The 21925-nt window shown below is 73.8% G+C and carries 19 protein-coding genes and 1 pseudogene; 17 read left to right on the plus strand and 3 right to left on the minus strand.

Annotated features, from left to right (window positions below):
• The first annotated feature begins 64 nt into the window (after nt 1–64).
• Complete coding sequence (locus AC4MBH_RS23235; RefSeq protein WP_491797788.1) at nt 65–1207, plus strand: ROK family protein; 1143 nt, start codon at nt 65–67, stop codon at nt 1205–1207.
• A 6-nt stretch (nt 1208–1213) separates the two neighbouring features.
• On the opposite strand, the gene AC4MBH_RS23240 is transcribed toward AC4MBH_RS23235, so the two are convergent.
• The 3 genes from AC4MBH_RS23240 to AC4MBH_RS23250 form a co-directional block, all read right to left on the minus strand.
• The gene (locus tag AC4MBH_RS23240) at nt 1214–4135 is read right to left on the minus strand and encodes a PKD domain-containing protein (RefSeq protein ID WP_491797789.1); all 2922 of its coding nucleotides are present in this window, start codon (nt 4133–4135) and stop codon (nt 1214–1216) included.
• Nucleotides 4136–4264: 129 nt separating this feature from the next.
• Nucleotides 4265–4747: a Clp protease N-terminal domain-containing protein gene (locus AC4MBH_RS23245; protein WP_491797790.1), complete on the minus strand. Its 483-nt coding sequence runs from the start codon at nt 4745–4747 to the stop codon at nt 4265–4267.
• Between the two features lie 7 nt (nt 4748–4754).
• Complete coding sequence (locus AC4MBH_RS23250; protein ID WP_491797791.1) at nt 4755–4958, minus strand: hypothetical protein; 204 nt, start codon at nt 4956–4958, stop codon at nt 4755–4757.
• A 158-nt stretch (nt 4959–5116) separates the two neighbouring features.
• Between AC4MBH_RS23250 and AC4MBH_RS23255 the strand changes: the two genes are divergently transcribed.
• The 16 genes and pseudogenes from AC4MBH_RS23255 to AC4MBH_RS23330 all read left to right on the plus strand — a co-directional run.
• Nucleotides 5117–6787: a hypothetical protein gene (locus AC4MBH_RS23255; RefSeq protein ID WP_491797792.1), complete on the plus strand. Its 1671-nt coding sequence runs from the start codon at nt 5117–5119 to the stop codon at nt 6785–6787.
• A 120-nt stretch (nt 6788–6907) separates the two neighbouring features.
• Nucleotides 6908–7471: a TetR/AcrR family transcriptional regulator gene (locus tag AC4MBH_RS23260; RefSeq protein ID WP_491797793.1), complete on the plus strand. Its 564-nt coding sequence runs from the start codon at nt 6908–6910 to the stop codon at nt 7469–7471.
• An 18-nt stretch (nt 7472–7489) separates the two neighbouring features.
• Nucleotides 7490–8011, plus strand: a complete 522-nt coding sequence (locus AC4MBH_RS23265; protein WP_491797794.1) for a DUF2243 domain-containing protein — start codon at nt 7490–7492, stop codon at nt 8009–8011.
• A gap of 9 nt (nt 8012–8020) precedes the next feature.
• The gene (locus AC4MBH_RS23270; protein WP_491797795.1) at nt 8021–9130 is read left to right on the plus strand and encodes a pyridoxal-phosphate-dependent aminotransferase family protein; all 1110 of its coding nucleotides are present in this window, start codon (nt 8021–8023) and stop codon (nt 9128–9130) included.
• Between the two features lie 22 nt (nt 9131–9152).
• Nucleotides 9153–10067 carry an NAD-dependent epimerase/dehydratase family protein gene (locus tag AC4MBH_RS23275; protein WP_491797796.1) on the plus strand — a complete coding sequence of 305 codons (915 nt, stop codon included), beginning with the start codon at nt 9153–9155 and terminating at the stop codon, nt 10065–10067.
• The gene (locus AC4MBH_RS23280) at nt 10057–11091 is read left to right on the plus strand and encodes a hypothetical protein (RefSeq protein ID WP_491797797.1); all 1035 of its coding nucleotides are present in this window, start codon (nt 10057–10059) and stop codon (nt 11089–11091) included. The genes AC4MBH_RS23275 and AC4MBH_RS23280 overlap by 11 nt, the downstream gene beginning before the upstream one ends.
• Nucleotides 11081–13387, plus strand: coding sequence for an MMPL family transporter (locus tag AC4MBH_RS23285; RefSeq protein WP_491797798.1), 2307 nt, complete (start codon nt 11081–11083; stop codon nt 13385–13387). The genes AC4MBH_RS23280 and AC4MBH_RS23285 overlap by 11 nt, the downstream gene beginning before the upstream one ends.
• A gap of 180 nt (nt 13388–13567) precedes the next feature.
• A complete protein-coding gene (locus tag AC4MBH_RS23290; RefSeq protein WP_491797799.1) occupies nt 13568–14746 on the plus strand; it encodes an inositol-3-phosphate synthase in 1179 nt (392 codons plus the stop codon).
• Entirely contained in the window at nt 14743–15615 is an 873-nt protein-coding gene (locus AC4MBH_RS23295) for an SCO3242 family prenyltransferase (RefSeq protein ID WP_491797800.1), read from the plus strand. The genes AC4MBH_RS23290 and AC4MBH_RS23295 overlap by 4 nt, the downstream gene beginning before the upstream one ends.
• Nucleotides 15612–16475, plus strand: a complete 864-nt coding sequence (locus AC4MBH_RS23300) for a sugar phosphate isomerase/epimerase family protein (protein WP_491797801.1) — start codon at nt 15612–15614, stop codon at nt 16473–16475. Before AC4MBH_RS23295 ends, AC4MBH_RS23300 begins: the two co-directional genes overlap by 4 nt.
• A gap of 2 nt (nt 16476–16477) precedes the next feature.
• Nucleotides 16478–17101, plus strand: a complete 624-nt coding sequence (locus AC4MBH_RS23305) for an EboA domain-containing protein (RefSeq protein ID WP_491797802.1) — start codon at nt 16478–16480, stop codon at nt 17099–17101.
• Entirely contained in the window at nt 17101–17961 is an 861-nt protein-coding gene (locus tag AC4MBH_RS23310) for a TatD family hydrolase (protein WP_491797803.1), read from the plus strand. Before AC4MBH_RS23305 ends, AC4MBH_RS23310 begins: the two co-directional genes overlap by 1 nt.
• The gene (eboE, locus tag AC4MBH_RS23315; protein WP_491797804.1) at nt 17958–19166 is read left to right on the plus strand and encodes a metabolite traffic protein EboE; all 1209 of its coding nucleotides are present in this window, start codon (nt 17958–17960) and stop codon (nt 19164–19166) included. Before AC4MBH_RS23310 ends, eboE begins: the two co-directional genes overlap by 4 nt.
• On the plus strand, nt 19163–20572 hold the full coding sequence (locus tag AC4MBH_RS23320; RefSeq protein ID WP_491797805.1) for an alkaline phosphatase family protein: 1410 nt from the start codon (nt 19163–19165) through the stop codon (nt 20570–20572). The genes eboE and AC4MBH_RS23320 overlap by 4 nt, the downstream gene beginning before the upstream one ends.
• Nucleotides 20573–20583: 11 nt before the next feature.
• Nucleotides 20584–21591 carry a sugar phosphate isomerase/epimerase family protein gene (locus tag AC4MBH_RS23325; RefSeq protein ID WP_491797806.1) on the plus strand — a complete coding sequence of 336 codons (1008 nt, stop codon included), beginning with the start codon at nt 20584–20586 and terminating at the stop codon, nt 21589–21591.
• Nucleotides 21592–21739: 148 nt separating this feature from the next.
• A pseudogene (locus AC4MBH_RS23330) lies at nt 21740–21925 on the plus strand (sugar ABC transporter ATP-binding protein); the annotation flags it as partial.

Genomic DNA, 21925 nt, shown 5'->3' on the forward strand with positions numbered 1-21925 from the left:
AAGGCCGATGTGTGTCCTTCGCAAGCGAACTTCCGTATTCGACAAACATAAGTACGATGAACGCATGACGACCGCGGGCGACCTGCTGCAGCTGGTGCGCCGTGGTGAGGCCGGCAGCCGGTCCGACCTCGGTCGGCTCACCGGGCTCTCGCGCACGGCGGTCAACACCCGCCTCGCGGCGCTCGAGGACGCCGGGCTCGTCGTCGCCGGCGACGAGCTGGCCTCCACCGGGGGCCGTCCCGCGAGCGGGCTGGCGTTCAACGCCGCCGCCGGCGTCGTCCTGGCCGCGGCCGTCGGGCGGTCCCGGTCGCAGGTCGGGGTCTTCGACCTGCAGGGCCTCCAGCTCGCGACCAGCGCGGCCGAGCACGAGGTCGGCGCGGCGCCCGACGACGTGATGCCCCAGGTGGCCGACCGGCTCGCGGGGCTCGTGGCCGGGGTCGGTGACCGCCCGGTGCTCGGCACCGGCATCAGCCTCCCCGGCACCGTCGACCCGGTCCGCGGCGTCAGCATCGACTCCCCGGCGATGGCCGGCTGGGACGGCGTCGACCTCGTCGGCTACCTCGACAGCCCCGGGCCGACGTACGTCGCCAACGACGCCGATGTCCTCGCCCGCTCCGAACGGCTCGGCCACGCCGCGACCTACCGCGACCTGGTCGTGGTCAAGGCCTCCACGGGCCTCGGCCTCGGCATCATCGCCGAGGGACGGGTCGTCACGGGCCACCTCGGCGCCGCCGGTGAGATCGGGCACACCAAGGTCGACGCCGCCGCCGGCCGCCGGTGCCGCTGCGGCGACGTGGGGTGCCTGGAGACGATCGCGGGCGGCTGGGCGCTGGTCGCCGAGCTGCAGGCGGCCGGCCTGCCGGTCGGCCACGTCCGCGACCTCGCCGCGCTCGCCGTCGCCGGCGACCCCGACGCCAAGCGGCACCTGCGCGAGAGCGGCCGTCGCCTCGGCGAGGTGCTCGCCGTCGCCATCAACCTGCTCAACCCGCAGGCCGTGGTGATCGGCGGCGACATGGCCGCCGCCTTCGACTCCTACGCCGCCGGCGTCCGCGAGACCGTCTACGCCCGCGCCGCCGCCCTCGCCACCCGCGACCTGCGGCTGCTGCCCTCGACGTACGGCGACCGCGCGGGTCTGGTCGGCTGCGCCGCGATGGCCCTCGACCAGGTGCTCAGCCCTGCCGCGGTCGACGCGCGCCTGCTGGCCTGAGGCGCCTCAGCGTCGGGTGACCCGGACGTGCCGCACCACCGCGCTGGGGCGGAACGACGCGGTCGCGCGGGGGGTGAGGACGGCCCGGATCCGGGCCCGCTGACCGGCCTTGCGGGCGATCGGGCCGAGCCGGACCCGGGTGGGCGTGCCGGCGCCGACCCGGACGGTCCTGGTGGTGGTCCGTCCGCCGAGCCGGACCGAGACCCGGACCGTGCCGCGGACCGAGGCCCGGACCGCCACCGCGGCCGGCTTGCGCACGGGCAGCCGCGCGCTGGCGATGCGGACCGTGGTCCGGCGCTTGACGGGCGGCGTCGGCGGGTCGACCTTCGGCGGGCCGGCGAAGCCCACCACGGTGGTGAACATGACGGTCGCGCCCACGCCGGCGCTCGACACCGCGGTGCGAGCGGCGGGCGCGGCGGCGGGGGCGTCGGTGTCGACGCCGACCGAGGTGAGCCGCCCGCCCCCGGTGCCGGTGGCGGCGCTGCGGCGGAGGGCACCGGGCGGGGTGGACCAGGTGTGGTCGACGGAGGACTTCGAGACCCACTGCATGACGACCTGGGACCCGGTCGGGGCCGTCGCCGCGGGCGCGGTGTGGCTGGTGCCCACCGTCTCGTCCACCGACGCCGCGTGCGCCGTCACCCGGGTGGCCCCGCCGGTGCCGCGGTAGGCCTGCACCGCCAGGTCGCCCTTCGCCTGGGCCGCGGTGGTGACCGCAACGGTGCTGCCGGCGTCGGCCGCCGTGGCGGTGCGGGTCCAGCTGCGGCCGAGGACGCCGTCACCGGCGACCGAGTCGAGCGCGCTCCACCCGGCGGGGGTCGTCGGGGTCGCGGCGGAGTCGTTGAGGGTGAGGGTGAGCAGCAGCGTGTCGCCGGCGCGCACGCCCGGTGGCACGGCCACCTCGTGGGTGGTGGCGTTGGCGCCGGCGCGAGCCGCGCCCACGAAGGACAACGACGCGGGCGGGGCCGCGGCGCCTCCCGGGCCCTGGAAGACGAACAGGGCCGGCGCAGCCCAGGTGGCGCCGTCGACGGCCGGTCCCGAGACGACCTCGGTGGTGTCCGCCAGCGGCACGCCGGAGGCGCCCCGCCGCGCCCAGCCGGTACGGCGCAGCGTGCCGTCCGGGGCCGCCCAGTACAGGTGGGACGGCGTCACGAACATGCCGCGCACCGAGCGCGGCGCGAAGCCGGCGACGTCGGGCGAGGCCACCAGGCGCAGGGCGCCGACGACACCGCTCTGGGGGCTGAAGTAGCGGTAGTACAGGTCGTCGCTGTCGCCGCGGGTGAAGTAGATCCGGCCGTCGTCGAAGAACATCCCGGTCGCGGCGCGCACGTCGGCCTTCCAGTCCGCGAGCGGGACCAGCCTGTCGGCGGCGTTCACCGCCGAGGCGGGGCCGTACGTCGAGCCGTCGAAGGTGCGCCTGGTGAACGAGCCGCTGGCGTGGGCGACGTACAGGGCGCCGTTGACCATGAAGGCGCCCCGCACCTGGCTCCAGTCGACCCCGCCCGTGGGGGCGGCCCGTTGCGCGCCCGCCGAGGTCTCCGAGACGCTGCGCCGGGAGAGGGTGTTGGTGGCGCGCGTGGGTGTCCCGCCGGCGGCGTACACGTCGTTGGGCAGCGTCGTCGTGCGGACGGCCGGCAGCGAGACGCCGTCGGGGTCGAAGCGGGCGACGCGCGCCTTGTACTGGCCGCCGGCGATCCGGTCCGTGTCGGAGGTGACCCACAGGCCCTGCGAGGTGTGGAGGAAGTCGAAGACACCGACGCCCTTTTCGCGCCCGGGGTTCCAGCTCAGCGGCAGGCCGTTGAGCGGGTCGAGGGCAGCGATGCCCTCCCGCGAGACGGCGCCCTGCCCCGCCTTGTTGGCGGCCAACGGGTTGTTCCACCAGCGCTGGTGGCCGCCGACGTAGACGGCGCTGTCGGTGGCCTCGACGCTGTGCGTGGTGTCGCCGCCCGTGGTGGCGATCCACGACGGCCGGACGGCCGTGCCGGCGGCCGTGGCCTCGAAGCGGACCACGGTGTCGCAGGCGTTGGTGGCGGTGCCGTAGGCGCCGGTGGTGCCGACCACGAAGTAGCGGCCGTCGGGTGAGTAGTCGACGTCGCGCAGGTAGGTGTCGAAGGACCGCGAGCACGGGGTGAGGTAGAAGTCGGTGCGCAGCGGGCCCGGCCTCGCGGTCGAGCCGGAGAGGTCGAGCGTGAGCAGCTGGCGGTTGCGCACGCCCGCGAGGGTGTCGAAGTTGCCGATCGCCACGAGCCGGTCGCCGGACGGGTCGACGTCGACCTTCAGGACCTGCGTGACACCACCGTTGTGGACGCCGTCGACGGCCAGCGACATGTAGGGCAGGAGCGCACCGGTCGCGGGGTCGAGCGTCGCCAGGGCCTTCTGGGCCCGACCGCCGAGGTGGGTGAACGCCCCCGCGACCCACAGGCGGCCGTCACGCAGGCGTAGGTCCTTGACCGCGCCGGTGACGGCGCCGGCGTCGAAGCCCTGGACCACCGCGCCGTCGGACACGCGGATCCGGGCCACCCGCTGGCGGGCGACGCCCCCGATCGTGGTGAACGTGCCACCGACGTAGACCGAGGCGCCGTCGCCGGCCGGGACCACGGCGTGGACGTCGCCGTCGGGGTCGGGCGCGAAGCCGGGCAGGATCTTGCCGGTCGTGGCGTCGAAGGCCACCAGCCCGTCGCGCACCTGGGGCGTGGTGTCCCCGCTGTCGTTTCGGGCCCGGGTGAACGTCCCGCCCAGCACGACGGTGTTGCCCACCTGCGCGACCGTGAGCACCCGACCGTCGAGGACGTGCGGGGTTGCCGCTGCTGCCTTGTCCTCGACCAGACGTCCGGCCGGGGTGTCGGCGACGGCGGTCGCCCCGGTTCCAGGGGTCGTCAGTCCGCACCAGAGGAGAGCGCTGGTGACGAGCACGACGACGATGGATCGCAAGGGAGCCTCACCCGAGTACGCAGAGCGGAGCCCGGACGGGTCCCACGCTCGCACCCTAGGAACGTCGGGACCGCGATGGCGGGCGCGGCGGCGAAGATCCCCCAGGTTGATGACGGGCGGCGGCGCGACTCAGTCGCGGAGCGCCGCGCGGGCCGCGTCGACGAGCCCGGCGCGTGGGAGGCCGAGGGAGTCGAGCACGCGGGCCGCCGTGCCGTGCTCGAGCTCGGCCACGGCCAGCACGACGTGGGCGCCCCGGAGCCGGCCGGCCGGCTTGGCCAGCTCGGTGGTCCGTCGGAACGTCTGCTGGAAGGTGTCGGTGCCCTGGTAGACCGCACCCCGCCTGGTCACGGCACGCGTGGGTGGCGAGTCCGTGGCGCCCTGGACGCCCAGGGCTTCGAGGTGGGATCGCGCGACAGCCGCGCGTACGTCGGCCGGGGCGACGTCGTACGCGGCCAGCGCCGCGCGGGCTGACCCGTCCTCGAGCTCGAGGGCGGCCAGGAGGAGGTGCTCGGGCCCGGGTCGGGCGTCGCCCAGCTCGTGGGACCGGGCCTCCGCCGTCTCGAGCAGGGCCTTGAGCGCACGGCTGTTGGCGGCAAGGTTCCTGAACCACATGGTCGACCTACCTTCGCTTGTTCGGGGCGAGCCGCTTGTGGGCCGCCTGGGCGGACATGCCGAGTGCCTGCCCGATCTGGTGCCACGTCCAGCCGAGCTCCAGGGCGTGGTCGACAGCGCTCGCCTCGAGGTCGGCCGCCAGGCGCCGCAGGGCGATCACGGCGGCCAGCGCCTCCTCCGGCTCCTCGGGGGAGGGGACGGTGAACGACATGCCATCAACCTAGGTTGATGTCCGCTGCCGCGTCAACTTTGGTTGACGCCATGCCGTGACCGGTCTAGACCGCGATGGATACCCCCTTGCCCCTGGCGGTTCCATTCCGTTACGTTACGACACGTAAAGAAACCCACTCGGAACTCAGGAGCCTCACCATGAACGCCAAGCACCTCCGCACCGCGGCCGCCGTCTCGGCCGCCACCCTCGGGCTGGCGACGCTGGCCGTCTCGGCCGGCGTCGCGCCGGCCCAGGCCCACGGCAACGCCGCGCCCGTCATCCTCAAGTCCTTCACCGGCGTCAGTGCCGACCAGCAGGTCGCCGTCCTCGGCAACCGCTTCTTCTTCGCCGCCCAGGCCGAGACCGGCGGGCTCGAGCCCTTCGTCTCCGACGGGACCGCGGCCGGGACGAAGATCCTGCGCGACCTCGTCCCGGGTGCGACCGGGAGCGTGCCGACCGAGTTCACCCGGGTCGGCAACAAGGTCTTCTTCTCCGCCGACGTCTTCCCGACCGGCCGCGAGCTCTACGTCACCGACGGCACCACCGCCGGGACCAAGCTCGTCGAGGACATCCTCCCCGGCAACGACCTCAGCTCGCTCCCCACCGAGCTCACGGCCCTGGGCGACAAGCTCCTCTTCGCGGCCGACGACGGCGGACACGGCAAGGAGCTGTGGGTCAGCCGGGGCACGGCAGCGACCACGTCGATGGTCGAGGACCTCGCGCCCGGCGCCACCGACACCACCGTCACCGACCTGACGGCCGCGAACGGCGTCGCCTACTTCAGCGCGTTCGTCCAGGGCCTGGGGACCGAGCTCGTGCGCACCGACGGCACCGACGGCGGGACGCAGATCATCGACATCGTCAACGGCGCCCCCTCGAGCCAGCCCGGGCACATCACCCACCTGTCCGGCAGCACGGTCGTCTTCGCCGCGACCACGCCGGCCACCGGCTACGAGCTCTTCCGCAGCAACGGCACCGCCGACAGCACCACGCTGGTCGAGGACGCCATCATCGGCAACGGCAGCAGCTCGATCGAGGACCTGGTCCGAGTGGGAGGCAAGGTCTTCTACTCAGGTTCGGCCGCCGGCACCGGCGAGGAGCTCTTCGCCACCGGCGGCACCGCGGCCACCACCGGCATCGTCAAGGACCTCGCCGGCCAGGGCGGCAGCGGCCCCGCCTCCATCGTCGACGTCGCCGGCACCGCCTACTTCACCGCCAACGTGCCCTTCAGTGGGCGCGAGCTCTACCGCTCCAACGGCACCGCGGCCGGCACCGTCAAGGTGGAGGAGGTCGGTCCCGGCTCGGACAGCGGCGTCACCGGCCGGCTCGTGGCCAACGGCCGGTTCGTGGCTTTCGGCGCCAACGACGGCGTGAGCGGCACCGAGCCGTGGGTCAGCAACGGCAACGCCGCCGGCACCGACCGGGTCCGCGACGTGGTCCCGGCCAACCAGGGGCTGGCCCAGGCGCTGCTCTCGGTCGGCTCCAAGGTCATCTACCGCACCGTGGTCGAGGGCAAGCCGACCCTGTTCGCGGTCGACGTCCAGCGCTGGTTCACCGTCGACGCGGGCAAGCCGTCGATCGCCAAGAAGGGCAAGCTCAAGGTCGGCACGAAGCTCACCGCCAAGGCCGGCAGCTGGGAGCCGGGCGCCAAGCTCGCCTACCGCTGGATGCGCAACGGCAAGCCGATCGCCGGTGCGACCGCCAAGACCTACAAGCTGAAGAAGGCCGACAAGGGCGACCGGATCCGGGTGCGCGTGACCGGCTCGCTCGCCGGCCACAACAGCGTGGTCCGCTACTCGCCCTTCACCGGCAAGGTCGGGAAGGCCTGATCATCGACGAGCACCGCCGGCAGCGGCCGGGCCTCCACGGCCCGGCCGCTGTCGGCGTACCCGGATCCAGCACGGCACCGGCGGCACGAGACGATGGCCGCGACCACCAGGAGGACGACGATGGCCCGCCCGCGTGATCCACGCATCGAGGAGCGCATCCTCGACGCCACCGAGGAGCTGATCACCGAGCACGGCTACGCCGAGCTCACGATGGATGCGATCGCCGAGCGCGCGGGGGTGGGCAAGCCGACCGTCTACCGACGGTTCCGCAACCGCGACGAGGTGGTGATGGCGGTCAACGCCCGGGCCTCGATCCCGGTCGAGCCGGTCGACACCGGCACCCTGCTCGGCGACGTCCGGGCCGTGGTGCGCGGGGTGGTGCCCACCGTCAACACGCCGTCCCAGCGTGCCACGCTCGGGCCGCAGCTGGGCCGGGCCATCGCCGACGACGCCGCCAACCGGGTCTTCCAGGAGACCGTCGGCGGGTCGTCCGACGTCTACATGCGCCCGATCTGGGAGCGCGGCGTCGAGCGGGGCGAGATCGACCCCGGCCTCGACTACGTCGTCGCCCGCACCGCGCTCGGCACCGCCGTGATCTTCTCGCTCACGCTCTACCGTCTCGACGAGTCCAGCGTCGACCAGATCGCCTCGATGTGGGTCAGGTCGGTGGCGCCGGCGTCCTGAGGTTGGGTACCGCCCGGCATGGCCACCCCTCTCCAGAGCCGCACCACCGGGACCAGCGGCGCCCCACCCACCAAGACGTTCGGGCTCCTGTACGGCGTGGGGTTCGGCGGGTTCGTCGACGGGATCGTGCTGCACCAGGTGCTGCAGTGGCACCACATGGTCAGCGACGTCGACGACTACCCGACGACGACGCTGGCGGGCCTGGAGGCCAACACCCTGGCCGACGGGCTGTTCCACGTCGCCACGTGGGTCTGTCTGCTGGCCGCGTCGCTCCTGGCGCTGTCGGCGTGGCAGCGGGGCAGGCTCGCGCCCACGTGGCGCTTCCACGTGGGACTGGTCCTCGCGGGGTGGGGGCTGTTCAACCTCGTCGAGGGCCTGGTCAACCACCAGCTCCTCGGGGTGCACCACCTGCGCGACGACCTCGGCGCACCCCTGTCGTGGGACCTCGCGTTCCTCGCGTTCGGCGCGCTGCTGGTGGTCGCCGGGTGGGTGGTGCACCGCAGCGGCGCGCGGGCCCTGGCGCACCGCGCGGGTCGGTAGGTTTCCGGCATGACCGTGCTCGAGCGCAAGCTCTTCGGACCCGGCCCGTCCAACCCCTACCCCGAGGCGACGTCGGCCCTCGGCCTCCCGCTGCTGGGCCACCTCGACCCGGCCTTCGTGGAGCTGATGGACCAGACCTGCGCGATGCTGCGCCAGGTCTGGGGCACCGACAACGCGCGCACGCTGCCGCTGTCGGCCACCGGGTCGGCCGGGATGGAGGCGGCGTTCGTCAACACCGTCTCCGACGGCGACGTCGTGGTGGTCGCGGTCAACGGGCTCTTCGGCCAGCGGATGGTCGAGGTGGCGTCGCGGTGCGGCGCCGAGGTGGTGCCGGTCGAGCACGACTGGGGCACGCCGGTCGACGTCGACCGCGTGGTCGCGGCGCACCCGTCGCCGAAGGTCGTCGCGGCCGTGCACGCCGAGACCTCCACCGGGGCCCGCTCCGACATCGCCGCCCTGGGTGCGGCCCTGCGCTCGTCCCTCCCCGACGCGTGCCTGCTGGTCGACGCCGTCACCTCGATCGGGGGCATCGAGCTGCGCGCCGACGACTGGGGCGTCGACCTCGGCTACGCCGGCACCCAGAAGTGCCTCGGCGTCGCGCCTGGCCTGGCGCCGTTCACCATCGGCGAGCGCGCGTGGGAACGGCGGGTCGAGAGGCCGCGCTCGTGGTACCTCGACCTGGGCCTGCTCGGCGGCTACGTCGGCGAGGCCAGCAGCAAGGGCACCGCCAAGCGCACCTACCACCACACCGCCCCGGTCGCGATGGTCGTGAGCCTGCACGCGGGCCTGGCCCGCATCCTCGACGAGGGCCTGCCGGCGGTCTGGGCGCGCCACGAGGCCGCCGGTCGCCAGCTGCAGGACGGCCTGGAGGAGCTCGGGCTCGAGCTGTTCGCCCAGGAGGGCAGCCGGCTGCCCGAGCTGACGACGGTCGAGGTCCCTGACGGCGTCGACGCCGCCGGCGTACGACGAGAGCTGCTGGAGCGGCACGGCATCGAGATCGGCGCCGGGGCCGGGCCGTACGCCGACACGGTCTGGCGGATCGGGCTGATGGGCCACAACGCCCGGCCCGACGCGGCGCTGCTGGTGCTCGCGGCGCTGCGCGAGGTGCTGGGCCGCTGACCGCCGTGCCAGGGTTGACCGCATGACCTCCCTCGCTCCCACCCCCGTGGTCGTCGTGACGGGCGCCAACGGGCTCGTCGGCGCCCACGTCTGCGCGGCGCTGGCCGAGCGCGGTGCCACCGTGCGCGCCGTCGTACGCCGCGCCGGCACCGCGCCGACCACCGGCGACGTCGACGAGCGCGTCGGTGACTTCACCGACCCCGACTTCGCGGCCGACGTGGTGGCCGGTGCCGACGCCGTCGTCACCACCGTGCACCCGATGGGCGAGGACCGCGCGACCCAGCAGCGCGTCGGCGTGGAGGGCACCACGACGCTCGCCCGGGCCGCGGCCGACGCCGGCGTCACCTGGGTGGTGCACGTCTCCACCGCGGCCGTCTACGACCGATCCCCGGGGCAGGGCGACGTCGACGAGTCTGGTCCGCTCGCGCCCGACGAGGCCGGCGACTACGCCGCCACCAAGCGCGACCTCGACCTGGCGCTGGCCGCCGTCGACGGCCCCACCCGGGTGCTGCTCCGGCCGCCGGCGATCCTCGGGGCCGGCGAGAGCTCGATCTGGAACACCCTGCGCCCGGCCGCCGTCCGCGACGACGAGCGCGAGCGGCACGCCTCGCCCCGGAAGTCGTTCGCCTGGGTCCACGTGACCGACCTGGCCGCGCTGGCCGCCGACCTCGCCTGCGGGCGGGTCGTGACCACCGACGACCCCGAGACCGGCCCGGTCGCAGGTGCCTGCACGCCGGTCAACGTGGCCGGCGAGCCCGCGACCTGGGGCGACTACCTCGGCGCCGTCGCCCGTGCGGTCGGCGTCGAGCCGGTCTGGGTCGACGAGCCGGCGTGGACCGGCCAGGTGCTGGCCGACCGGGCGCGGCGCTGGGGCTGGACGCCCGCGGTGTCGCTGGCCGACGGTCTCGCCGAGCTGGAGGCCGGCCTTGTCCGCTGACTCCCTGGCCGGGCGCCTCCTCGACGCCCAGGTCGCCCACCACCTCGCGCGCTTCGAGGACACCGGCCCCGAGGGCTTCGTGGCCCACCTGGCCGGCCTGGTCCTCGACGCCGTCGGCGACCAGCAGGTCGCCGACCTCGTCGACGCCGACCGGGTCAAGGACGCCGTCACCCGCGCCCTGACCACCTCCCCCGGCGGCGCCGGCGCCGCGGCCCTGCGCGAGGTCGTGCGCGACGTGCTGCGCGAGGGCCCGGCGAAGCCGTTCCCGCTGAGCGACGTCGTCGAGCGCGAGCAGGTCGAGGCCCTGCTCGACGCGCTGGACGACCTCACCCCGGCGCTCGAGCGCGCGCTCGAGCGGCTGACGGACAACCCGCTGGTCGGTGCGATGGCGACCCAGTTCATGGGTCGCGTCGTCGCCGAGCTCGTCCAGGCCAACCAGGCCGTCGCCAACCGGGTGCCGGGGCTCGGGTCCCTGTTCTCCCTCGGCCTGTCCGCCGCCACCGGGGTCGCCGGCGCAGCCGACAAGCAGCTCGACGGCCTGCTCGGCGGGATGCTGGGCGACACGGTCGGCAAGGGCGGCACGCTCGCCGTGCGCCGTCTCAACGCGATCCTGGTCGAGACCCTGCGCGACCCCACCACCCGCGCGGCCGCCCTGCAGGTCTGGGACCTCGTCGCCGCCGAACCCGTGCGGGGGCTCGGCGAGCGCGGCCCGGCCGACGAGCTCGTCGCCGTCGCGGGCGCCGTCCAGGACCTCGTGACCACGACGCTCGCCCACCCGCACACCGTCTCCTTCGTCCACAAGGTGGTCGACACGTTCCTCGAGCAGTACGGCGGCTACACGCCCGACGACGTGCTCGCCGAGCGCGGGCTCGGGCGCGCCGACCTGGTGGCCGCGGCCCTCCGGGTGGCGCCGCCCGTGGTCGCGCGGCTGCGCGAGTCCGGCGTCCTCGAGCGCTGGCTGCGCGCCGAGCTCGAGCCGTTCTTCCACTCCGACGCCGTCACCGCGCTGCTCGATGAGCGCTGACCGCCCGCGCACCGGCCCGCCCGAGAGCGGGGGCGGGGTGCTGGCCCGGCTGGGCGGCTGGCTGGCCCGGTGGCGCCTGGCGGTCATCGGCACCTGGGTCGCGATCGCGATCGCTGGCGCCGTCCTCGGCGGCGCGGTCTACGACAAGACCGAGACGCTCGACGGGCTGCGGCCCGACGCCGAGTCGTCGGTCGCCGAGGCGCGGCTCGCCGAGCTCGATCCCGAGGGCGAGAAGGTGGTGGCCGTCATCGCCGGCCGCGACTACTTCTCGATCGACCTGGTCGACCAGGCCAGCGAGATCATGTACCAGATCCGCGAGATCGACGGCGTCGACACGGTCTTCGACGCCTACACCGCCGGCGGCGTCATCGGCAAGGACTCCCAGAGCTCGCTGGTGATCGTCGAGCTCGACCGGGCGCTCGACGACGAGGAGGCGCTCCGCGTCGCCGACCAGGTAGCCGACGCGCTGCACGCCGTGGACGCGCCCCAGGTGCTCGTCGGAGGTGAGCTGCTGGCCGAGCGCACCTTTGCCGACCAGGCCATCGCCGACACCGTCCGCGGGGAGTCGATCGCGCTGGTGGTCCTGTGCGTCGTGCTGGTGCTCATCCTGGGCGGGCTCCGGGCCGCGGCGCTCCCGCTCGTCGCCGCCCTGTCGGTGATCGCCACGACCCTGCTCGCGCTGACGGTGCTGGCCGACGTCGTCTCGATCAACGAGTACGCCGTCAACGTCGTCACCCTGCTCGGCGTCGGCCTCGCCGTCGACTACAGCCTGCTGATGATCTTCCGCTTCCGCGAGGAGGCGGCGGCCGACCCGGACGCCGTGCTCGAGGTGCTGCTGCGGCGCACGACCGCCACCGCCGGACGGGCGGTCCTCGTCTCCGGGCTCGCGGTCACCACCGCCATGGCCGGGCTGTTCGTCTTCGCCGACCCGCTCCTGGGCGCGATGGCGCTCGGCGGCCTGCTGGTGGTGGCGCTCGCGACCGTCGCCGGACTGACCCTGGTGCCGGCGCTGGTCGCGATCGGCCACCGCCACATCCCCGCCCGGGGCCAGCAGACCTGGGTGTGGCGGATCCGTCGCCGCCGCGGGCCGGGCGTCCTGGCGACCACGACCCGCTTCGCCCAGCGCTGGCCCTGGCTGGTGGCCGTCGCCGTGGCCTCGGGCCTGCTGGTGCTCAGCGTCCCGCTGACCCAGGTCGAGCTCGCCAACTCCGATGCCCGGACCCTCCCCGCCGACAGCGAGGAGCGCCGGTCCTACGAGCTGCTCCGGGAGAAGTTCGACGAGGGCAGCATCCAGCCGCTCGACGTGCTCGTCGACGGCGAGCGCACCTACGACGAGGTGCGCGCGCTGCTCGACACCTACGGCGACCTGCCCGACGCGGACTCGGCCGCCCACCTCGACTACATCCCCGCCGCGGCCGAGGTCACCTGGATCGAGGTCATCCCCGAGGGGCCGGCAGCCGGGCCGCGCGCCCAGCAGCTCGTCCGCGACCTCCGGGCCCTCGACGGGCCGCCGCTGCAGGTGGCCGGTCCGGCCGCGGAGCTCGTCGACGCCAAGGACTCCACCCGCGACCGGCTGCCCGTCGCGCTCGGCCTGGTGCTGGTGGCGACGTTCGTGCTGCTCCTGGCGCTGACCGGGTCGGTCGTCGTCCCGCTCAAGGCCCTGGTGCTCAACCTGCTCACGCTCGCCGCGACCCTGGGCGTGATGGTCGCGGTCTTCCAGTGGGGCTGGGGCGCCGGGCTGCTCGGGATCGAGCCCTGGGGTGCCCTCGACATCACCACCCCGCTGCTGCTGTTCGTCTTCATCTTCGGCCTGTCGATGGACTACGAGGTCTTCCTGCTCTCCCGGATCAAGGAGGAGTGGGACCGGCGGCGCGACGACAGCCGCGATGCCAACAACCAGGCGGTGCTGGCCGGGATCACCGCCACCGGACCGGTCGTGACCGCGGCCGCGGTGTGCATCGGCATCGTCTTCGGCGGCTTCGTGCTGGGCGAGCTGATCGCGGTCAAGGAGGTCGGCGTGGGCATGGTCGTCGCCGTCGTGCTCGACGTGACCGTGGCCCGCGGCCTGCTGCTGCCCGCCGTGATGGCGCTGCTCGGCAAGTGGAACTGGTGGCGCCCGTTCCGCGGCCCCGGCCCGGAGCCGGTCCCGGCCGGGCCGCCGGCGGCACGGGTCGCGAGCCGGTCGGGGAAGCCGCCGCGCCCCCCAGCCAGGAAGCCGGCGGGGAGGTCGGCGGGGAAGCCGGCGGGCCGACCGGCCGGGAAGAGCCAGGGCAGGGGACGACCCCGGGCCCGGTGACCGCCGGCTGTGCCATCCTGGGAGCCACACCCCGCCCCGGAGTTAACGTCGGGATGTGACCTACTTTTGCTTGACGCAGGAGCGAAAGACTCCTAACTTCGGTAGTGACGGGCGTCACCGGCCGTCGCGGCCCGGGACTGAGCTGCGCCACCACGAGACCACGATGCAGGGGCGATCACGTTGACGACCGAGGACCGGGTCGCCCGGACCGGGATCTGGCTGGTGGGTGCTCGCGGCTCGGTGGCGACGACCACGATCGTCGGCGCCCTGGCGCTGCGCGCAGGGTTGACCGACAGCGTGGGGCTGGTCTCCCAGCTGCCGGAGGTGGCCCGGGCCGGGTTGCCCGCGGTGGGTGGCCTGGTCTTCGGTGGCCATGACGTGGCGGACGGTTCGTTGACCAAGCGGGCTGAGCAGCTGGCTCATGGTGGGGTGCTGCCGGCGGGGTTGTTGCCGTTGGTGGCCGAGGAGCTGGAGGCCGTTGATCGGCGGATCCGTCCGGGCATCGAGACCAGCGCTAGTGCGACCCAGGGCACCACCCAGGGTGGTGAGGTGGACCGGCTGGTCGCGGACCTGGTGGCGTTCGGTGAGGCCGAGGGCCTGGACCGGGTGGTGGTGGTCGACGTGGCCAGTACCGAGGCTCCGGCTGCGCCGGTGGGTGCGTTGGCTGATCTGGATGTCCTGGACGCGGCCCTGGCCGCGGGGGACTCGCCGTTGCCGGTGTCGTCGGTCTATGCGCTGGCGGCGTTTCGTGCGGGGTGTTCCTATGTGTCGTTCACGCCGAGCCCGGGGTCGCGGCTGCCGGCGTTGGCGCAGGCCGCGGAGCGGGCTGGGGTGCCGTGGGCCGGTAGTGACGGCAAGACGGGTGAGACGTTGGTGAAGTCGGCGCTGGCACCGATGTTCGCCACCCGCGCGCTGCGGGTGCGGTCGTGGGCGTCGTACAACATGCTCGGCGGCGGGGACGGAGCGACACTGGCCGACCCCGCCGCCGCTGCCAGCAAGACGGCCTCGAAGCGGGGTGGTCTGGAGGCGATGCTGGGTCATCCGGTCGACGGGCCGATGCACATCGACTACGTCGCCGACCTGGGCGACTGGAAGACCGCGATGGACCACGTGTCCTTCGAGGGGTTCTTGGGGGTGCGGATGAGTCTGCAGTTCACGTGGTCGGGGTGTGACTCGGCGTTGGCGGCTCCGTTGGTGCTGGACCTGGCGCGGTTGACCGCTCGGGCCCACGAGGCGGGGCGGAGTGGTCCCCAGGGTGCGTTGGGGTTCTTCTTCAAGGATCCTGCGGGTACCGGGGAGCACCGGTTGGGTGCCCAGTGGGACGCCCTGGTCTCCTGGTGCGCAGGACTCGCCCGGTGACCCCTCGACCCAGCCTGGCCGACCTCGCCGAGCTGGTCCGCGCCCCCGCGGCGCTGAGCGTCCCGGGCGACACCCTTGCCGGGGCGGCCGCCCTCGGGGCCCTGACGCCCCGCGCCGCGCTGATGCCGGTCGCCTCGATCTGCCTCTACTGGGCCGGCATGGCCCTCAACGACTACGCCGACCGCGACCTCGACGCCGTCGAGCGGCCCGAGCGGCCCATCCCGTCGGGCCGGGTCGCGCCGTCCACCGCGCTCGGCATCGCCGGCGGCCTCTCCGTCGCCGGCATCGCCACCGCGGCGCTGGCCGGCGGCCGCCCGGCCGCCCGCACCGCGGCCCTGCTCACCGCCGTCGTCTGGTCCTACGACCTCGTGCTCAAGGAGGGTCCCGCCGGACCGGCCGCGATGGCCGCGTCCCGCGGGCTCGACGTCGTCCTCGGCGCCGGCGGGTCGGCACGCGCCGCCGCCGCGCCGGCGCTGCTGGTCGCCGCCCACACCGCCGGCGTGACCGCGCTCAGCCGGGGCGAGGTGCACGGCACCCGCGCCTCGACGGCCGCCGCCGTCACCGCCGCCACCAGCGCCGTCGCCGGCCTCACCGCCCTGCGCGCCCGTGGCAAGGGACGCGGCGTGCGCGGGCTGCTGCCGGCCGCCCTCGCGGCGGCGTACGCCGTGGCGGTGGGCCGGGCGCAGGCCAAGGCGATCTCCGACCCCAGCGCCGGCACGGTCCGGGCCGCCACCGGCGCCGGCATCCGCGGCCTCGTGCCTCTCCAGGCCGGCCTGCTGGCCGGCTCCGACGCCCCGCGCACGGCCGTCGCACTGCTGGCCGCCGCCCCCGCCGCGTCGCTGGCGTCCAAGAAGCTCTCGCCGACATGAGCCCCGGCCTGCGCTACGGCTACGGCACCAACGGGCTGACCAGCCACCGCCTCGGCGACGCGATCGACCTGCTCGCCGACCTCGACTACGACGGCATCGCGCTCACCCTCGACCACCTCCACCTCGACCCGTTCGCCCCCGAGCTGCCGGCGCGCACCGCCGCGGTCGCCGACCACCTCCAGCGGCGCGGGCTGGCCGTCGTCGTCGAGACCGGCGCCCGCTACCTGCTCGACCCCCGGCACAAGCACGAGCCGACGTTCGTCTCCGACGACGGCCGCGACCGCCGCGTCGACTACCTCCACCGCGCGGTCGAGGTCGCCGCCGACCTGGGCGCCGAGGCCGTGTCGTTCTGGTCGGGCGTGCTGCCGGCCGGCGTCGACGACGACACCGGCTGGGACCGCCTGGTCGAGGGCGTCGCCGCCGTCCTCGCGCTCGCGACCGAGCGCGGCGTCGTGTGCGCGTTCGAGCCCGAGCCCGGGATGCTGGTCGATACCCTCGACGGTGTGCTCGAGCTGCGCCGCCGCCTCGGCGACCCCGACTCGCTGCGGGTCACCCTCGACCTCGGCCACGTCGTCTGCAACGAGCCGCGCGGGCTGGCCGAGACCATCCACCGTGCCGGCGACCTGATCGCCAACGTCCAGGTCGACGACATGGTCGAGGGCGTCCACGAGCACCTCGAGATCGGCACCGGCGAGGTCGACTTCGTGGAGGCGCTGGGCGCGCTCCTCGACGTCGGCTACGCCGGCCTGGCCGCGCTCGAGCTGCCGCGGCAGGCGCACGCCGCCCCCGTCGTGGCCGAGCGGTCCCTGCGCCTGCTGCGCGAGGCCGAGGACAACTCCCGAGAGCTGGTGAGCCGGTGACCGTGTCCATCGACGACGAGGTGCAGGCCCGGCTCGACGCCGCGCTGGAGGAGGTGCGCGCCGACCCGGCCCGCATCCGCACCCGCTTCCCCGCCGCCGCCCGCGAGATCGGCCGCACCCCGGCCGCCCCGTCCGCCGACGCCGCACCCGGCGACCAGCGCATCGAGGACGTCGTCCGCGTGCGGCTGCTGGCCGCGCTCGGTGAGGCGCTGGCCGACGACCCCGACCGGCTCGCGCAGGAGGTCGCCGACCTCTACCGCTTCGGCGACGCCGCCGAGCGCCGCGCGGTCCTGCTCGGCCTCGGCGTGCTGGTCGACGCCGACCGTGCCGGCCCGGCCGAGGCGCTGGTCCACGACGCGCTGCGCACCAACGACGTCCGCCTCGTCGCCGCGGCCCTCGCGCCCGCCGGGGCCGGGCTCCTCGACACCGACGCGTTCCGCCAGGCCGTCCTCAAGTGCCTGTTCGTCGGGGTCCCGCTCCACCTGGTCTCCGGGCTCGGCGAGCGCACCGACCCCGCCCTGCTCACCATGGTCGAGTCCTACGCAACCGAGCGCCGGGCCGCCGGCCGGGCCGTGCCCGACGACGCGCAGGCCCTGCTCGACCGCAGCCACCCCCAGGAGTCCTGATGCGCATCTTCGACCCGCACATCCACATGACCTCGCGCACCACCGACGACTACGAGGCGATGTACGCCGCCGGCGTGCGCGCCGTCGTCGAGCCGGCGTTCTGGCTCGGGCAGCCCCGCACGGGCGTCGACTCCTTCATCGACTACTTCGACGCCCTCCTGGGCTGGGAGCGGTTCCGGGCCGCCCAGTTCGGCATCAGCCACCACTGCACGATCGCGCTCAACCCCAAGGAGGCCAACGACCCGCGCTGCCTGCCGGTGCTCGACCTCCTGCCGCGCTACCTCGCCAAGGACGGCGTCGTCGCCGTCGGCGAGGTCGGCTTCGACTCGATGACCGAGGCCGAGGAGACGGTGTTCACCCGCCAGCTCGAGCTGGCCGGCGAGCACGCGCTGCCCGCGATGGTGCACACCCCCCACCGCGACAAGCTGGCCGGCACCCGCCGCACCCTCGACCTCGTCGCCGCCGTGGGCCTGCCGCCCGAGCACGTCCTGGTCGACCACCTCAACGAGGTGACCGTCGACGTCGTCGACGACGCCGGGTCGTGGATGGGCTTCTCGATCTACCCCGACACCAAGATGGACCCCCACCGCATGGTCGCCATCCTCGAGCGCCGCGGCCTCGACCGGGTGCTGGTCAACAGCGCCGCCGACTGGGGCCGCAGCGACCCGCTCACCACGCTCAAGACCGGCGAGGCGATGCTGGCGGCCGGCTTCTCCGACGACGACGTCGACCGCGTCCTGTGGCGCAACCCCGTCGAGTTCTACGGCCAGAGCGGCCGGTTGCTGCTCGAGGCACCGCAGGTGGAGGCCACCGACACGTTCGAGGGGAGCTCGGTGCTCCGCGGCGAGCGCACGTCGTGAGGTTCCGCCACCCCGACGGCAGCGTCGTCCACCTCTCCTACGGCAGCAACGTCCACCCCGCCGAGACCGTCGACGGCATCCTCGCCCAGCTGCGCACCTACGCCGGCGGCGTCCGCTCGGCCCTCGACGCCGACGTCCTCGGCGTCGGCCTCTGGCTGCCGGCCGCGGTGGCCCACGAGCTGGTCTCCGACGCCGGCGCGCGCGACCGGGTCCGTGCCGTGCTCCGTGCCGAGCGGCTCGAGGTCGTCACCGTCAACGCCTTCCCCTACCGCGGCTTCCACGACGACGTCGTCAAGAAGGCCGTCTACCACCCCGACTGGGCCGAGGCCGCGCGTCTCGACTTCACCCTCGACTGCGCCCGCGTGCTGGCCGACCTGATGCCCGACGACGCCGCCCGGGGGAGCGTCTCCACGCTGCCGCTCGCCTGGCGCACCCCGTGGCCCGACGACCGCGACCGCGTCGCCGCCGACCACCTCCGCCGCCTCTCCGACGGGCTCGCCGCACTGGCCGACGAGGTCGGCCGCCCGGTCCGGGTTGGACTCGAGCCCGAGCCCGGCTGCCTCGTCGAGACCGCCGCCGACGCGGCCGGGCGGCTGGCGTGGCTGGCCGACCTCGACCCCGGGCTGGTCGGTGTCTGCGTCGACACCTGCCACCTCGCCGTCGGCTTCGAGGAGGTCGCCGAGGCGCTCGCGGCACTTGACGAGGCCGGTCTGCGCGTGGTCAAGGTGCAGGCCTCCGCGGCGCTGCACGCCGCACGGCCCGGCGACACCGAGACCCGCACGGCCCTGGAGGGCTGGTCCGAGGGCCGGTTCCTGCACCAGACCCGCGAGGTGGTCGGGGCCCGGGTGACCGGCCGCGACGACCTCGACGAGGCACTCGGCCTGGACGGCGCCGGCGGCGAGCCGCTGCCCGGACGCCGTCCGTGGCGGGTCCACGTGCACGTGCCGGTGCACGCCGACCCCGAGCCGCCGCTGCGGAGCACCCGCCCGCACCTCGAGGCCGGCCTCGCGGCGCTGGTCGGCGGCGACCACCCGGTCGTCGACCACCTCGAGGTCGAGACCTACACCTGGGGCGTCCTGCCGCCCGAGCTGCGCCCCCGCGACGACGCCGGCCTCGTGGCCGGGATCGCCGCAGAGATCGCCTGGGCCCGCGACCGCCTGGTCGCGCTGGGGCTGCCCGTGATGGAAGGAGCCACCACCCCGTGACCGTTCCCGACCGACTCCTCGTCGTCGACGTCGTCGGCCTGACCCCCGACCTGTTGCGGCACATGCCGCGCGTGCAGCGCGTCGCGGCGTCCGGCTTCTCCGCCGAGCTGGGCACCGTGCTGCCGGCGGTCACCTGCTCGGTGCAGTCGACGTTCCTGACCGGCAAGCTCCCGCGCGACCACGGCATCGTGGGCAACGGCTGGTACTTCCGCGACCTCGGCGAGGTCCTGCTGTGGCGCCAGCACAACGCGCTCGTGCAGGGCGAGAAGCTCTGGGACGTGATCCGCCGCGAGCGACCGGGCTACAAGGTCGCCAACGTGTGCTGGTGGTACGCCATGGGTGCCGACGTCGACTCCACGGTCACGCCACGCCCCGTCTACCACGCCGACGGCCGCAAGTCCCCCGACTGCTGGACGTGGCCGCCCGAGCTGCACGACCGCCTCACCGACAAGCTCGGCGACTTCCCCCTGTTCACCTACTGGGGTCCCACCGCCGGCATCGCCAGCTCGCGGTGGATCGTCGCCGCCGCCCGCGAGGTCATGCCCGAGCACGACCTGACGCTGGTCTACGTGCCGCACCTCGACTACGACCTGCAGCGCTTCGGCCCCGACAGCGAGCAGGCCGTCGCCGCCGCCCGCGAGGTCGACGGCGTGCTCGCCCCGCTGCTCGACGACGCCGAGCGCACCGGGACCACCGTCGTCCTGCTCAGCGAGTACGGCATCACCAACGCCTCCCGGCCGGTCGACGTCAACCGGCTGCTGCGCCGCGAGGGCCTGCTGCACGTGCACCACAACGCCACCGGCGAGCTGCTCGACCCCTGGACGTCGCGTGCCTTCGCCGTCGCCGACCACCAGGTGGCCCACGTCTACGTCAAGGACCCCGCCGACCTGCCGCGGGTGCGCGCGCTCTGCGAGGGCCTCGACGGCGTCGACCAGGTGCTCGACCGCGAGGCGCAGGCCGAGCACGGCCTCGACCACGAGCGCGCCGGCGAGCTGGTGCTGGTCGCCGAGCCCGACGCGTGGTTCACCTACTACTACTGGCTCGACGACGCCAACGCGCCCGACTTCGCCAAGGCCGTCGAGATCCACAAGAAGCCCGGCTACGACCCGGCCGAGCTCTTCCTGGACCCCGACGACAAGCTGGTCAAGGCCAAGGCGGGGCTGACCCTGGTGCGCAAGAAGGTCGGCCTGCGCTACGCGATGAGCGTCGTCCCCCTCGACCCCGCGCCGGTCAGCGGCAGCCACGGCCGGCTGCCTGCGCGCCCCGAGGAGGGGCCGGTGCTGATCTGCTCCGACCCGTCGGTCAAGGCCGAGCGCATCGCCGCGACCGACGTCCGCGACCTGCTGGTGCGCCTCGCCACCGGCGGTGCCACCGACACCAGTACCAACACCGACACCGAGTCCTGAGGAGAGTCGTCATGCCGCGTCCGATCACCCTGTTCACCGGTCAGTGGGCCGATCTGCCGTTCGAGGAGGTGGCGCGTCTGGCGTCGGGGTGGGGGTATGACGGTCTGGAGATCGCGTGCTGGGGTGATCACCTGGATCCGTGGCAGGCGGCGGAGGACGACGCGTACGTGCAGGGCAAGCTGGACGTGTTGGAGAAGTACAACTTGAAGGTGTACGCGATCTCGAACCACCTGAAGGGTCAGGCGGTGTGTGATGACCCGATCGATGCCCGCCACGAGGCGATCCTCTCGAGCCGGGTGTGGGGTGATGGGGACCCGGAGGGCGTGCGCCAGCGCGCCGCGGAGGAGATGAAGCTGACTGCGCGGACTGCGCAGCGTCTGGGGGTGGACACGGTGGTGGGGTTCACGGGGTCGGCGATCTGGAAGTACGTGGCGATGTTCCCGCCGGCGTCTGAGGAGATGGTCGCGGCCGGCTACCGGGATTTTGCTGATCGGTGGAACCCGATCCTGGACGTGTTCGATGAGTGTGGGGTGCGGTTCGCTCATGAGGTGCATCCCTCGGAGATCGCCTATGACTACTGGACGACGGTGGCGACGATGGAGGCGATCGGGCATCGGGAGGCGTTCGGGTTGAACTGGGACCCGTCGCACTTCGTGTGGCAGGACCTGGATCCGGTCTCGTTCATCTGGGACTTCAAGGACCGGATCTACCACGTGGACTGCAAGGACGCGAAGCGTCAGGTGGGTAATGGTCGTAATGGTCGGTTGGGGTCGCACCTGCCGTGGGCGGATCCGCGTCGGGGGTGGGACTTCGTCTCCACCGGGCACGGGGACGTGCCGTGGGAGGCGTGCTTCCGGATGTTGAACACGATCGGGTATGACGGTCCGATCTCGGTGGAGTGGGAGGACGCGGGGATGGATCGGTTGGTGGGTGCTCCGGAGGCGTTGGAGTTCGTGCGTCGGTTGGCGTTCGACCCGCCGTCGGCGGCGTTCGACGCAGCGTTCTCCACCAGCGACTGAGCGTCCCACCACCCCCTTTTGGACGAACCAAAACGGACATTTGCACAGTTGTTAGTCAGAACTACTTGCCCTGATGACAGAAGACGGTCTACTTTGTGCTCGCGCCCAAATCTGTGAGCGCAGTCACAGCACATCACGAGGGGACGAGATGCCCGATCTCGGCAAGACCGACGCGACGGTGAACGAGCCGACCGTACCGGCCAAGGACGCCGTTCCGGGTGGTGAGCTGCTCCAGATGACGGGCATCGTGAAGGAGTTCTCCTCGGTGCGTGCGTTGGGTGGGGTGGACCTGGATGTGCGTCGTGGTGAGGTGCATTGTCTGTTGGGTCAGAAC

This window comes from Nocardioides sp. WJ219 (genome assembly GCF_058559815.1).